Source organism: Kitasatospora nipponensis (assembly GCF_039528135.1).
GTDB lineage: Bacteria > Actinomycetota > Actinomycetes > Streptomycetales > Streptomycetaceae > Kitasatospora > Kitasatospora nipponensis.
Window position 1 is genome coordinate 65845 of record NZ_BAAALF010000008.1, and the last position, 12692, is coordinate 78536.

Genomic DNA, 12692 nt, shown 5'->3' on the forward strand with positions numbered 1-12692 from the left:
GACCCACAGACTCGGAGGGGAATCATGGGCCACGTCTTCGCCCGGCTGACCGGCTTTGGGATGACGCTGATTCCGATCTGGCCCTACACCTTCGAGCGCCTGGAACACGCGCCGGGCACGGTGAGCGTGACCCGCTGGGAGGGCCAGACCGCCCGCACCGCCCTTGTCACCGGGCCCGCGGAAACGCCGGCCGTCAAGCTGACCAACGCGCAGTCGGCCGACGAGGTCGTCGAGGTGCTCGCCGGACCCGCCGAGCACGTCTGGCGGATCGAGACGTCCCCCTTCTCCGTCGAGTGGCCCGAAGGCTTCGCGATCGACTCCCCACCCGCAGGCGACAACTCCACCCCGTTCGTCCTTTTCGGCCCGGACGGCTCCGTGATCTACCTGCAGGGCCCGCGCGGCCATGACCGGATCCCCCCACTCACCCAGCTGATCGCCCCGGGTCAGACTCTCGTCGACCACCGACTCGAGGCCGCGTTCGAAGTCGTCGAACTCGCCTACCAGCACGACGGCACCGCCTGGCGGCAGACTCACCATCTGGTCCCCCTCTCCGATGCCCACGGACTCGTCATCACCGCCCAGTCACCCGTCATCCACGCGACGCAGCTCCGCCAGGCTGCCGAACTCATGGCCCGGTCCGCCACAACGCGAACCAGAGCCTGACCAGCCCAGTTCGGCCACCCAACCCGCAATTCCGCAGAAGCCAATGGTCTATTGGTCGATGACGACGCTCATGACCCGACGCCTGGCCCGGCCACGCCCGTCGCGAGCGTGAACCGGCCGGCGCCGGGGCGCCGACCTCAGTCGAGTGGACACCTGCGATCATTCGCACGTGAGCTACGACCTGGCCGTATGGGACGGCGAGCAGCCGAGCAACGACGAGGCCGGTGCGGTCTTCGACGAGCTCTACGAGCGCTATCTCGAATCGGAAGATCTGATCGTCGAGCCGTCGCCGCGCATTGAGGCGTACATCAAGGCTCTCGTCGATCGGTATCCGGACCATCTACCTGGCAGCCCCTGGGCCTCACCACCCGTCATCGACGAGGCCTCAGGCCCGATGGTCTATCTGCTCATGTCCTACAGCAGGGCGGAGGAAGTTTCCGAGTACGCGGCTGCCTTGGCTCGCGAGCACGGGCTCGTCTGCTACGACCCACAGGGAGAAACTCTGCGGGACTGAGCCGCTCGGCCGGCGGACCCCGCGGGAGGACCGGGATTCAGCCTGGAAGATGGCAATGGCCTTCCCACACCCGATGAACAGGCCGGGACCGACGGTTCGCCGCTCGTCGCTGCCTACGATCCGCCGCCCTGCCCAGCCACGCCTCCCGCAAGCGTGAACGGGCCTGGTGCAGGCTCGGCCAGCCAGCCCCTGGCCACCAGCGCTTCGCCTTCGACCGCAGAGCCTCCACCTTCCCGGGCACCGGATCCATACCGAAGCAGGCGGCCATCTCCTGGCAGGTCAGCGGACCTTGACCGAGCCGGTTCCGGTCCGCGAGATCCTCCAGGATCCGCTCCTCGTCCCGGCTTTGAAGGTCTTTCGGGAGGTCTCAGCGGCCTCGTTGTCACGGGCTCGCGAGTTGGTTGGGGAGCTGAGCCACGATGGCCTGGGTGGGGACCTGGTCGGAGATGGAGTTCCTCAAGGCCCGGCTGCGACTGCGCGGGGTTCACGTCGACATCGATCGGTAGTACAGGACTGCGGCTGAGATCTTGATCTTCATGGCTGCTGCACGGCTTGGCGTTACCGATTGGCCGGCAGGAAGATCCAGCGGGCCCTCTGCCAGGATGACCGGCCATGACCGCAGCACGAGCCACCGCCCTCTTCGACCGAGTGGCCTCGGTGTACGACGAGGTGCTGCCGTTCTTCGCCGGGTTCGGCCGGCAGCACGTGGAGTGGCTCGCCCCGGCGCCGGGCACCCGGGTCCTCGACCTGGGCGCCGGGCGCGGCGCCCTGACCGCCGCCGCGCTCGCCCGTGGGTGCCAGGTGACGGCGGTGGACTGCGCCCCGGGCATGGTCGAGCGGATCCCGACCCGGTATCCGCTGGTTCACGAGGCGCGGGTGATGGACGCTCACCGGCTGGACTTCCCCGACGGCTCGTTCGACCTGGTCTGTGCCGGATTCGTCGTCCACCGGCTCGACGATCCGGCCGCGGCAGCCCGGGAGATCCGTCGCGTCCTCACCCCCGGCGGGGTGTTCTCCTGCTCCGTCCCCGGAATGGTCGAGGAAGCGCCGGAGTGGGAGTTCTACGGTGCCCTCTTCCGCGAGTTCCTGCCCTCTGGCGCGGCACGTCACCCGTCTGACCTCGCACTGTCGCCGGACCGCAAGGGCGCTGCCATCGGCCCGGTGGTGTCAGTGGCGGCTCGTAGCCTGTCGTCATGATCCGTAGCGTGTTCGAGCAGCGACCGCTTGACGCTGCCGTCGCTGACGCCGGGAGCGCGGTGCTGGAGTTCGACCGGGCCAGGGCCTGGCTGCGCTCTGCGCTGGTCGGCGCCGTGGAGCCGTTGGGCGCCGAGGTGTGGGTCCTGGACGCGGCCCTGGAGCAGATCGTGCTGGTCGGGCATCCGTGGCGCGGGCTGGTCCCGCCCGGTGGCAGGGTCGAGCCCGGAGAGTGTCCGCGGGAGGGCGCGGCCCGGGAACTGCTCGAGGAGACCGGGCTGCGGCCACGGTTGGTGGAGCGGCCCGCCGCGGTGGCGGTGCGGTCGTTCGGCCCGGGCTGGCCGGAGACGCTGTCCCTCTCCTACGCGGCGATCGGCGACCCGGCACAGCCGCTGATCGCGGAGGAGGGACAGCCCGCGGCCTGGATGCGGCTGGACCAGGGCTGGGACAGCTGCTTCCCCGATGACGTGCTGCGCATCCGACGGTACGTGAAGCTTCTGAGGTCGGGTTCCTCCGCCTGGTGAGGGTGGCCGAGCGTGGACGGAGGTGCGGGCGAGCCCCGAAGCCGGGCGCGCCGGACGGGGCGCCCGGAGCTACCCGGCGTGGAAGTGCCGGGCGAGGAAGGCGTTGCGGAACGTGCCGGCCGGATCGAACTCGCCCAGCAGCCTGCGGAAGTCGTCCCAGCGTGGGTAGGAGGCCCGGATCGTCTCGGGCGCCAGGGCGAAGACCTTGCCCCAGTGCGGCCGGGCGGCGAACGGCGACAGTGCCTCCTCGACCGTCTCGACCGCCTCGGCCACGGCCAGGTCGTCGGGATGCCAGGTGAAGTGGAAGGCGACGGAGTCGCGTTCGTAGGCGGGGCTGAGCCACAGCGCGTCGGCCGCCACCGTGCGGATCTCGCCGATCTGCAGGGCCGGTGCGATCCGCTCCCTGACGGCGTCCAGCGCGTCGAACGCGCGGACGGCGTCAGTGCGGGCGACGAAGTACTCGGACTGCAGCTCGTCACCGCTGCTCGGCGTGAAGTCCATTCGGAAGTGGGGGAGTCGGGCGTGCCACCGGCCCGGAACGCCCAACTGCGGCGTGCAGGGCTCGGGCGGACAGCCGGGCACGGGATGGCGCGGGCCGTCGGCGAGCACCGCACCGAACCAGGCCCTGGGAGCGTCGGGGCCGCCTCGCCGTTTGAGCCAGACCTGATCGATCCGGTCCGTCCGCCAGCGGGTGAAGAGGCTGACGCTGTACGCCGCCGCCATGATCTCCTCGAACCGTTCGCGCAGGACGGCCGTCGGCAGGTCCTCGTAGACCCACTGCCGGACCTCGAACGCCGGCACCGTCGCCAGGGTCAGCCGGGTGACCACACCGAGGGCGCCCAGGGCCACCACCGATCCGGGGAACTCCGCCGCGTCCTGGTCGATCGTCACCAGGGCGCCGTCCGCCGTGACCAACTCGACGGCTCGCACCGCCGTGGCCAGGGAGCCGTTGCCGATCCCCGAGCCGTGCGTCCCGGTGGCGCACGCCCCCGCGACCGAGATGTGCGGCAGCGACCCGAGGTTGTGCAGCGCCCGCCCCGCCCGGTCGAGCACCTCGGCGACCTCGCCGTAGCGCATGCCGGCGCTCACCGTCACCGTGCCGGCCCGCTCGTCCGGTTCGACGGTCCGGGGCAGGGCGGCGACGGACACTAGGTCGCCCGTGGTGTCGGCGATCGCGTTGAACGAGTGCCCGGTCCCGAGGACCCGCAGCGACCGGCCGTCCGCGACGATCCGCCGCAACTCGGCGGTGGTGCGGGGTTCGTGGAGTCGCTCGGCGCCGAACCTGATGTTCCCCGCCCAGTTGGTCGCTGCCACGGTCACGGTGTCGCCTCCTCGGTCCGGGGAACGCGCGGTGCCCTCGGGTGCGGGCCGCTCGCCACCGCGAGGCTGTCACGGGTGGGGAGCGGTGTCGAGCGGATCGCCGACCACCCGCTCGCGGATCGGGGTGCACCGACGGAGCGTCGCGGGGGCAGCGCTTCCGTGCCGGGATAGCGTGGCCGCCGGTGTCCGACCGCCCGGCGGAGGCACGGGCGGCGCCGACGGCGGTCCCCTGGAGGTTGGTTCATGCGCGCGGTGACCTACGACTCGTTCGCCCCGGACAACGCACGGCTCCGCTGCGGCGAGGTGGCCGACCCCAAGGTGGGCCCCGGCCAGGTGCTGATCCAGGTCCGTGCGGCGGCCGTCAACCCGGTCGACTGGAAGGTGATGGCGGGCGGCCTGGACGGCATGATGGACACGGTCTTCCCGGTGATCCCGGGCTGGGACGTGGCCGGGGTGGTGACCGCGACGGGCCCCGACACGCCCGAGTTCGCGCCCGGGGACGAGGTGATGGCGTACGCCCGCAAGGACGTGGTGCAGGCCGGCACCTTCGCCGAGTACGTCGCGGTCGCCGCGCCCGCGGTGGCCCGTAAGCCCGCCACGCTGGACTGGGCGCAGGCGGCCGGGCTGCCGTTGGCCGGCCTGACCGCGCTGCGCAGCCTGGACCGGCTCGCGGTCGGCCCCGACGACGTGCTGCTGGTGCACGGCGCGGCCGGCGGGGTGGGGAGCCTGGCGGTGCAGCTGGGCCGCGACCGCGGGGCCCGGGTGATCGGCACCGCCTCGGAGGGCAACCACGCGTTCGTGCGAGGGCTCGGTGGCGAGCCGGTGAGCTACGGGGAGGGCCTGGTGCAGCGGTTGCGGGCGCTGGCGCCTGACGGCGTGTCGGCGGTGGCGGACTTCGTCGGCGGTCAGCTGGAGACGACGCAGGCCGTGCTCGCCGAGGGCGGGCGGCACGTGTCGGTGGCCGACCCGCGCGTCGAGCAGCACGGTGGTCACTGGATCTGGGTCCGTCCGGACGGCGCCGAGCTGGCCGTGCTGGCCGCCGCCGCCGAGCGCGGCGCGCTGACCGTCGAGGTCGCGCGGACCTTCCCGCTGGAGCGGACCGGCGAGGCCTTCGACGCCAGCCGCACCGGACACACCCGCGGCAAGCTCGTCGTCACGCCCTGAGACCGGACCGCGGGGGCGCCACTCGCCGGCCGGTCGAGGGTGGTGTTCCGGTGCTCAGCCGTCCAGACGGCGCCTGCTGAGCCAGGCGACCATCTCGGGGTCGTGGTGGTCGAAGAAGAGGGTCGTGCCGGTGTCGAGGGCGGCGATGGCGGCCATCTCGTCGTCGGTGAGTCGGAAGTCGAAGACGTCGATGTTCTGTGCCATCCGGTCCGGGTTGACGGACTTGGGGATGGTGACGATGTCGCGCTGGATCAGCCAGCGGAGCACGACCTGGGCCACGGACCTGCTGTGCGCCGCACCGATCCCGGCGAGGACGGGATGGGTGAACAGGTCGTTCCTGCCTTCGGCGAAGCCGCCCCACGCCTGGTGCCGCACATCGTGCTTGCGCATGAGGGCGTGGTCGGCGGTGCGCTGGAAGAAGGGGTGGGTCTCGATCTGGTTGACCGCCGGGGTGATCTCGTTGTTGACGATCAGGTCCAGGAGGCGGTCGGGATAGAAGTTGGCGACGCCGATCGCCCTGGCCAGGCCCTCGCGGTGGGCGGCCTCCATGGCGCGCCACTGGCCGTACACGTCACCGAAGGGCTGGTGCATCAGGTAGAGGTCGACGTGGTCCAGGCCCAGCTTGGTCAGGGAGGTCTCGACGGCGCGGCGGGTACGGTGCTCGGCGGGGGCGTCCTGGATCCAGAGCTTGGTGGTGACGAACAGCTCCTCGCGGGGGATGCCGCTGTTCTTGATTGCGAGGCCGACGGCTTCCTCGTTGCCGTAGGCGGCGGCGGTGTCCAGCAGCCGGTAGCCGGCGGCGAGGGCGTCGGAGACGGCCTGCTCGGTCCCCTCGGCGGGGATCTGGTAGACGCCGAAGCCGAGGATCGGCATCTCGACGCCGTTGTTCAGGGTGACGTGCTGCACGGGACTCTCCTGGAGGGACGGACGGTCGGCGGGTTCAGCCGGTGGGTCCCGGGGTCAGGCCGCCTGGGCTGCGGGGCGCAGCAGGACCTCGTGGATGGCCAGGTGGCGGGGGCGCTGGAGGACGAAGGTGATGACCTCGGCGACGTCCTGGGCGGTGACCTCGGCGACGCCGTAGAGCTGCTGGGCGCCCTGGCGGGTCGCTGCGTGGGTGATGTGGGTGGGCAGCTCGGTGGCGACGACGCCGGGCTCGATCACGGTGACGCGCACGTCGGGCAACAGTTCCTTGCGCAGTGACTCCGACCAGCCGTTGAGGCCGAACTTGGTGGCCGCGTACACGCCGCTGCCGACGTTGGCGACCCGGCCGGCGACGGAGGAGATGTTCACCAGGTCGCCGCCGCCGTCCTTGAGCTGGTCGAGGAACACCTCGGTGGCCGTGATCGCGCCCAGCAGGTTGACCTCGATCATCCTGCGGTAGTCGTCGCGCTGCTCGGCGGAGAACGGGCCGAGCAGCATGACCCCGGCGTTGTTGACCAGCACGTCCGTGCCGCCGAACTCCCGCCTCACCCGGTCGGCCGCCGCGAGGAGCGCCTCGCGGTCGGTGACGTCGGCGGGGACGGCGATCGCACCGCGACCGAGCTCGTCGGCCAGGGCCTCGATGCGGTCGGTGCGGCGGGCGAGCAGCGCCACCCGGTAGCCCGCGGCGTGCAGCGACCGGGCGGTCGCGGCGCCGATGCCGGACGAGGCGCCGGTGATGACGGCGACGCGCCCCTGCTGCTGGTGCTGGCTCATGGTGGTCCCTGTTCCCTCGCGGTGACGTCGGGTGGCCGGCCGCCCGGTGGCGGTCGGCGCCCGGCGGTCCGAAAGGCCCGGATCGCCCCGACGTAGCCATTGCAGCACCGGCCCCTCCAGGGCGCGAGGGACGGCTGATCCGTGTACTGGCAGTCACTCCTTCGGACGGCGCGCGGGCCGTACCGTGGACGACATGGACCACCAGGCCGAGGTGCGGGACTTCCTGCGCACACGACGCGACCGGATCACCCCCGCGCAGGCGGGGATCGTCGCCGGCGGCCGTCGCCGCCTGCCGGGCCTGCGCCGCGAGGAGGTCGCCCTGCTCGCGGGGATGAGCAGCGACTACTACGCCAAGATGGAACGCGGGAACCTCGCCGGCGTCTCGCCCGAGGTGCTCGACGCCCTCGCCCGGGCCCTTCGGCTGGACGAGGCGGAGACCGAGCACCTGCACGATCTCGCCCGGGCCGCGAACCCCTCACCGAGTCGGCGCCGCTCGCGCCCCGCGCCGTCGACGATCCGCCCCTCGCTCCAGCGCCTGCTCGACGCGATCACCGGAGCACCCGCCTGGATCGTCACCCAGCGGGCCGACATCCTCGCCACCAACGCGCTGGCCCGGGCCCTGCTCGCCCCGCTGCTCGAGGACCCCGAGGTGAGGAACAACAGCGCGCGGTTCGTCTTCCTCAGCCCCGCCGCCCGCACCTTCTACCCCCGGTGGGAGCACGCCGCGGACGCCTCCGCCGCGAACCTGCGCACGGCCGCGGGACGGAACCCGCGCGACCGGGCGCTGACCGACCTCATCGGGGAGCTCGCGGCCCGCAGTGACGCCTTCAGCAGCCGCTGGGCCGCCCACGCCGTCCGCCTGCACCGCACCGGCACCAAGCACATCCACCACCCCGAGGTCGGCGACCTCGAATTCGTCTACGAGGGTGTCCAACTGCCCGATCACCCCGGATGGATGCTGTACGTCTACACGAGCGCGGCGGGATCCCCGACCGAGGAGCGGGTCGGGCTCCTCGGCAGCCTCGCCGCCACCCACGCCGACCCGCGGGCCACCGCACCCGCCGCTGGGCCGGGCCCCGCGGGGTGACGGGGGACGGGCCGTCAGGTGCCCGGCTGGTTGGCCCACAGGGTGGGGTCGTTCACGTTGTCCCTGGTGACCAGGGGAGCGGGGAGCTGGTCCTCGAGGCCGCCCGGCAGCAGCACGATGGTGGAGTCGTGGTCGGTGGGGCCCACCTGGAAGGTCCTGCCCTCGGCGGCGGCCTGGGCGTAGGAGAGCGCGTACTTGGCGTAGAGGTCGGCCGGCTGGCTGACGGTGGCGTCGATGTCGCCCCTGCGGATCGCGTCGTACTCCTGGGAGATCCCGTCGTTGGAGACGATGCTGATGTGGCCGCTCTGGCCGGCCGGCTTGAGCAGGCCCTTCTCCCGCAGCAGGGCGAGGGTGGGCTGCAGGAAGACGCCGCCGGCCTGCAGGTAGATGCCGTTGAGGTCGGGGTCGGTGGCCAGCGTGGACCGGAGCCTGGTGGCGGCCACGTCGCCCTTCCAGTCGGTGGGCAGTTCGATCACCTGGATGCCGGGGAACTCGGTGCGCATGCAGTACGAGAAGCCCTGGGAGCGCTCGTAGCCGTTGATGGACTCGAGGGCGCCCTGGAGTTCGGCCACCTTGCCCCGGCCGTGCAGCTGCCTGCCGAGGAACTCGCAGGCCTTGGTGCCGTAGGACCGGTTGTCGGTGCGCACCACCATGTACGTGCTGCCGCTCTCCGGCGCGGTGTCCACGCTCACGGTGCTGATGTGCTTGGCGAGGAGCTCGTCCAGCAGTCCGATGGTGGCGGTGGTGTCCTGCGGGGCCATCACGACCGCCCTGGGACGCTGGGCGGCGAGCGCCCTGATGTTGGCGGTGAACTTCGTGGTGTCACCGTCGGAGTGGGTGAGCGGCAGCACGTTCAGGTGCTGGGCGGCGATGTCCTGCTCCAGGTAGCGGGCGTAGGCCTTCCAGAAGTCGGAGTCGGCGCGCGGGACGTCGATCCCGATGGCGGACGAGGGGGCCAGGGGCGAGGCGGCCGGGGAGGCGCCGCAACCGGTGAGGGTCCCGGACAGCAGCAGGATGGTCCCGCCGACCGCGGCCGGGGGTGCGATGGATCTCTTCAAGGCTCGGACCGTCCTGGGGTGATCGTGTCGAGGGGGGCGGAGTCGATCGGGGTGCCGTCGGCGAGCCAGTCCTCCACCGCGGCCACGTGCACCGCGGCGGCGCCGGCGGCCAGGTGGGCGTCGCGGGCGAGCAGGGCGCGCCAGATGGCTTCGTGCTCCCGGTGCGCCTGCTCGCGGGGGGTCGTCGTGCGGGCGTCCCCGGCCGGGGGCGGGGGGATGGCGCCGCGGACGATGCGCAGGCGCTGGGTGTGGGTGGAGAGGATGCCGAGCAGGGTGGAGAGGACCGGGTTGCCGACGGAGTCGGCGATGGTGCGGTGGAACTCGATGTCGAGGTCGATGAACTCCTCGATGGTGGCGGCCGTCGCGCACCGGTCGAGGACGCCACGCAGCTCGGCGAGCTGACGGTCGGTGAGCCGGCCGGCCGCAAGGGCCACCGCGGGCGGCTCCAGCAGGCGTCGTACCTGGAGGAGTTGGCGAGCGGTGTGCCCGTGGGAGACGTCGGCGGCGAAGGTCATGGCTTCGAGCAGCAGGTGTGGCTCCAGGCCCGAGACGAAGGTGCCGTCGCCCTGCTTGGTGACCAGGATCCGCATCGCGGTCAGCGCGCGGACGGCTTCGCGCAGCGAACTGCGGGACAGGCCCAGCTGGTCGGCGAGTTCGGCCTCGGCGGCCAGCCGGGAGCCTGGCTGCAGGGTGCCGCGGACGATCATTTCCTTGATCTTCTCGATGGCCTGGTCGGTGACCGTCATGTCGCTGCTCCCTTGGCGGCGCTGCTGGAAGACGAGTGCCGCAGTGGCGCGGTCCGAGCACCCCGATGTGCCGGTTCGCGCCACTGCGGCGGCTCGGGCGACGGGACCGGAGCCCCTGGGGGCGTGCGGAAGGCCCTAGTCCTGCTTCTCGCCGGAGGCGAAGCGGGAGATGATCAGCGCGACGATGATGATCGCGCCGTTGAGGAACTGGTTCCACAGGGGCGGCACGCCGGCCAGGGTCATGACGTTGACGACCAGCTGCAGGGTGAGCACGCCGGTGAGGGCGCCGAACAGGGTGCCGCGGCCGCCGTTGAGGCTCACTCCGCCGATGACGGTGGCGGCGAAGACCTGGAAGATCCAGCCGTTGCCCTGGTCGGCGGAGACGGAGCCGTAGTGGCCGGTGTAGAGGACGCCGGCGAAGGCGGCCAGCACGCTGCCGAGGATCAGCACGGCCCAGGTGATCCGGTCGACGCGGATGCCGGCCGCCCGGGCCGCCTCCGCGTTGCCGCCGATCGCGTAGAGCGCGCGGCCGTGGCGCAGCCAGGCGAGGGCGAAGCCGCCGAGCAGGAAGAGCAGGGCGCAGAGCCAGATCGCCGCGGGCGCTCCCAGCCAGCTGGTGCTGCCGAGGTAGCGGAAGGAGTCGGGGACGTTGACGATGGACTGGCCCTGGGAGATGGCGACCTGGAGGCCGCGCAGCAGGGTCAGGGCGCCGAGGGTGACGATGAAGCCGTTGAGGCGCAGCTTCAGGATCAGGAAGCCGTTGACCGCGCCGATCAGCGCGCCGACGGCCAGGCAGAGCGGGATGGCGCTCCAGCCCGGGAAGAGGCCGATGCCGTTGAAGCGTCCGCCGTGGTCGGGCAGGACCAGCCACATCGCGATGACGGGGGCGACGCCGATGGTGGACTCCAGCGAGAGGTCCATCCGGCCGGCGATCAGGATCAGGGCTTCGCCGAGCACCAGGAGGCTGAGCTCGGTGGCCTGCTGGCCCACTCCCAGCAGGTTGTCGCTGGTGAGGAAGGCCGGTGAGACGGCGAAGCCGATGACGCCGAGGACCAGCAGCACGGGGACCAGCGAGAGGTCGCGGTAGCGGGCCAGGTCGAAGCGGCGGCCGCCGGTGGCCGGGGCGAGCGTGGCCGGGCGCCGGCCGAGGTCAGTGGGTGTCATGACGGTCCTTCGATTCGATGGGGTCGGCCATGCCCTCCACGGCGGCGACCAGCTGTTCGTCGCGCCAGCCGGCCGGGAACTCGGCGACGATCCGGCCGTGGAACATCGCCAGCACCCGGTCGCAGGCGCGCAGGTCGTCGAGCTCGTCGGAGACGATGAGGGCGGTCCTGCCGGCCTCGGCGACCTGGCGGATCGTGCCGAGCAGGGCTTCCTTGGACTTGACGTCCACGCCGTTGGTGGGACGGATGGCGACCAGGACGTGCGGCTCGGTGGCCAGCGCGCGGGCGATCACCACCTTCTGCTGGTTGCCGCCGGAGAGCGCGGCGACGGGGGTGGCGGGGCCGGGGGTCTTGATGTCCAGGTCGGTGATCATCCGCTCGGCGAAGGCCCGGGTGCGCGAGGGGAGCACGGTGCCGAAGGGGCCGAGCTGGTCGGTCACTGTGAGGGTGGCGTTCTCCGCCACGCTGCGCTGCGGGACCAAGCCCTGGATGTGCCGGTCCTCGGGGACCAGACCGATGCCGGCGGCGAGCGCGGCCGGGACCCGGCCGGTGCGCACCGGGCGCCCCGCGACGGTGACCGTGCCACCGTGCGGACGGTGCAACCCGGCCAGCGTCTCGCCCAGTTGGACGTTCCCACTGGCGGCCGAGCCGGCCAGGCCCAGCACCTCACCGGCGCGCGCGGTCAGCGAGCAGTCCTGGTAACTGCCGGGCAGGGCCAGGTCCGTCACCTCCAGCAGCGCGCTGCCGGCCGGCGCCGTGCGCCCGCCCACCGACCACAGGGGCTCGGCGTCCGCCGCCCGCTCGCCGGTCATCGCCTCCACCAGCGCCTGCCGGTCGAGTTCCGCGACCGGGGCGGTCACGATGTGCCGGGCGTCGCGGTAGACGGTGACCGTGTCGCAGAGCTCGTAGACCTCCTGGAGGTGGTGCGAGATGAAGAGGAAGGCCACGCCCTGCCGCTGGAGTTCGCGCAGCTTGGTGAAGAGGCGTTCGATGCCCCGGGCGTCCAGCTTGGCGGTCGGCTCGTCCAGGATGATGAACCGGGCACCGAACGACAGGGCGCGCGCGATCTCGACGAACTGGCGCTGCTCCACGGTGAGCTGCTCGGCCCGGGCGGTGGGGTCGACGTCCACGCCGTACTCGGCGAGCAGCTGGGAGGCCTGGGCCCGCAGGTGCTTCCAGCTGATGGGACGGAGCGTGCCGCCGCTCTGCCGGTCTAGGAAGAGGTTCTCGGCGACGGTGAGTGCGGGGATGACGGTGGAGCGCTGGTAGACGCAGGCCACCCGGGCGCGCCAGGCCGCCGTGTCGCCCGGTGCCGGCGCGGGTTCGCCGTTGAAGCGCAGGGTCCCGGTGTCGGGGGGCTGGAGGCCCGTCAGGATCGAGACGAGGGTGGACTTGCCCGCGCCGTTGCGGCCCACCAGGGCGTGCGACTCGCCGGGGGCGACGGTGATCCGGGCGTCGCTGAGGGCGACGGTGGCGCCGAAGCGCTTGCCGATCCCGTCGGCCTGGACGACGGGGGCCTGGCTGGGGCTGGGATCCGCCATGGCGGCTGGGGTCCTTTCCGCGG

13 protein-coding genes and 1 pseudogene are annotated in these 12692 nt (G+C 72.3%); 6 read left to right on the forward strand and 8 right to left on the reverse strand.

All coding sequences use genetic code 11. The annotated features are described in order from the left end of the window. The first annotated feature begins 24 nt into the window (after window positions 1-24). Entirely contained in the window at window positions 25-663 is a 639-nt protein-coding gene (locus ABD323_RS04365; RefSeq protein ID WP_344439373.1) for a hypothetical protein, read from the forward strand. 169 nt (window positions 664-832) lie between these two features. After that, window positions 833-1177: a hypothetical protein gene (locus tag ABD323_RS04370; protein ID WP_344439375.1), complete on the forward strand. Its 345-nt coding sequence runs from the start codon at window positions 833-835 to the stop codon at window positions 1175-1177. 113 nt (window positions 1178-1290) lie between these two features. On the opposite strand, the pseudogene ABD323_RS04375 reads toward ABD323_RS04370, so the two are convergent. Further along, window positions 1291-1523 (reverse strand): annotated as a pseudogene (locus tag ABD323_RS04375) (hypothetical protein); the annotation flags it as partial. A gap of 266 nt (window positions 1524-1789) precedes the next feature. On the opposite strand from ABD323_RS04375, the gene ABD323_RS04380 reads away from it, so the two are divergent. Next, window positions 1790-2374 carry a class I SAM-dependent methyltransferase gene (locus ABD323_RS04380; protein ID WP_344439377.1) on the forward strand — a complete coding sequence of 195 codons (585 nt, stop codon included), beginning with the start codon at window positions 1790-1792 and terminating at the stop codon, window positions 2372-2374. Beyond that, window positions 2371-2895, forward strand: coding sequence for an NUDIX domain-containing protein (locus tag ABD323_RS04385; protein WP_344439379.1), 525 nt, complete (start codon window positions 2371-2373; stop codon window positions 2893-2895). Before ABD323_RS04380 ends, ABD323_RS04385 begins: the two co-directional genes overlap by 4 nt. Before the next feature lie 69 nt (window positions 2896-2964). On the opposite strand, the gene ABD323_RS04390 is transcribed toward ABD323_RS04385, so the two are convergent. Further along, complete coding sequence (locus ABD323_RS04390) at window positions 2965-4215, reverse strand: FAD-binding protein (RefSeq protein ID WP_344439381.1); 1251 nt, start codon at window positions 4213-4215, stop codon at window positions 2965-2967. A gap of 243 nt (window positions 4216-4458) precedes the next feature. Between ABD323_RS04390 and ABD323_RS04395 the strand changes: the two genes are divergently transcribed. Continuing rightward, complete coding sequence (locus ABD323_RS04395; RefSeq protein ID WP_344439384.1) at window positions 4459-5379, forward strand: NADP-dependent oxidoreductase; 921 nt, start codon at window positions 4459-4461, stop codon at window positions 5377-5379. 54 nt (window positions 5380-5433) lie between these two features. Here ABD323_RS04395 and ABD323_RS04400 read toward each other — a convergent pair whose 3' ends face one another. Beyond that, window positions 5434-6285: an aldo/keto reductase gene (locus tag ABD323_RS04400; RefSeq protein WP_344439386.1), complete on the reverse strand. Its 852-nt coding sequence runs from the start codon at window positions 6283-6285 to the stop codon at window positions 5434-5436. A gap of 54 nt (window positions 6286-6339) precedes the next feature. Continuing rightward, window positions 6340-7074 carry an SDR family oxidoreductase gene (locus ABD323_RS04405; RefSeq protein WP_344439388.1) on the reverse strand — a complete coding sequence of 245 codons (735 nt, stop codon included), beginning with the start codon at window positions 7072-7074 and terminating at the stop codon, window positions 6340-6342. Between the two features lie 193 nt (window positions 7075-7267). On the opposite strand from ABD323_RS04405, the gene ABD323_RS04410 reads away from it, so the two are divergent. Next, complete coding sequence (locus ABD323_RS04410) at window positions 7268-8161, forward strand: helix-turn-helix transcriptional regulator (RefSeq protein WP_344439390.1); 894 nt, start codon at window positions 7268-7270, stop codon at window positions 8159-8161. 14 nt (window positions 8162-8175) lie between these two features. On the opposite strand, the gene ABD323_RS04415 is transcribed toward ABD323_RS04410, so the two are convergent. From ABD323_RS04415 to ABD323_RS04430, 4 genes are all read right to left on the reverse strand, one after another. After that, complete coding sequence (locus ABD323_RS04415; RefSeq protein ID WP_425555855.1) at window positions 8176-9219, reverse strand: sugar ABC transporter substrate-binding protein; 1044 nt, start codon at window positions 9217-9219, stop codon at window positions 8176-8178. Continuing rightward, window positions 9216-9965, reverse strand: coding sequence for a FadR/GntR family transcriptional regulator (locus tag ABD323_RS04420; protein ID WP_344439392.1), 750 nt, complete (start codon window positions 9963-9965; stop codon window positions 9216-9218). The genes ABD323_RS04415 and ABD323_RS04420 overlap by 4 nt, the downstream gene beginning before the upstream one ends. A gap of 135 nt (window positions 9966-10100) precedes the next feature. Next, window positions 10101-11129 carry an ABC transporter permease gene (locus ABD323_RS04425; RefSeq protein ID WP_344439394.1) on the reverse strand — a complete coding sequence of 343 codons (1029 nt, stop codon included), beginning with the start codon at window positions 11127-11129 and terminating at the stop codon, window positions 10101-10103. Beyond that, window positions 11116-12669, reverse strand: coding sequence for a sugar ABC transporter ATP-binding protein (locus ABD323_RS04430; protein ID WP_344439396.1), 1554 nt, complete (start codon window positions 12667-12669; stop codon window positions 11116-11118). Before ABD323_RS04430 ends, ABD323_RS04425 begins: the two co-directional genes overlap by 14 nt. Between the last annotated feature and the right edge of the window lie 23 nt (window positions 12670-12692).

What these genes read in the sequence shown, in the direction of transcription:
- ABD323_RS04405 (WP_344439388.1), bottom strand. Translation starts at nt 7,074, where the DNA reads ATGAGCCAGCACCAGCAGCAGGGGCGCGTCGCCGTCATCACCGGCGCC.
- ABD323_RS04365 (WP_344439373.1), top strand. Translation starts at nt 25, where the DNA reads ATGGGCCACGTCTTCGCCCGGCTGACCGGCTTTGGGATGACGCTGATT.
- ABD323_RS04385 (WP_344439379.1), top strand. Translation starts at nt 2,371, where the DNA reads ATGATCCGTAGCGTGTTCGAGCAGCGACCGCTTGACGCTGCCGTCGCT.
- ABD323_RS04425 (WP_344439394.1), bottom strand. Translation starts at nt 11,129, where the DNA reads ATGACACCCACTGACCTCGGCCGGCGCCCGGCCACGCTCGCCCCGGCC.
- ABD323_RS04380 (WP_344439377.1), top strand. Translation starts at nt 1,790, where the DNA reads ATGACCGCAGCACGAGCCACCGCCCTCTTCGACCGAGTGGCCTCGGTG.
- ABD323_RS04410 (WP_344439390.1), top strand. Translation starts at nt 7,268, where the DNA reads ATGGACCACCAGGCCGAGGTGCGGGACTTCCTGCGCACACGACGCGAC.
- ABD323_RS04430 (WP_344439396.1), bottom strand. Translation starts at nt 12,669, where the DNA reads ATGGCGGATCCCAGCCCCAGCCAGGCCCCCGTCGTCCAGGCCGACGGG.
- ABD323_RS04395 (WP_344439384.1), top strand. Translation starts at nt 4,459, where the DNA reads ATGCGCGCGGTGACCTACGACTCGTTCGCCCCGGACAACGCACGGCTC.
- ABD323_RS04420 (WP_344439392.1), bottom strand. Translation starts at nt 9,965, where the DNA reads ATGACGGTCACCGACCAGGCCATCGAGAAGATCAAGGAAATGATCGTC.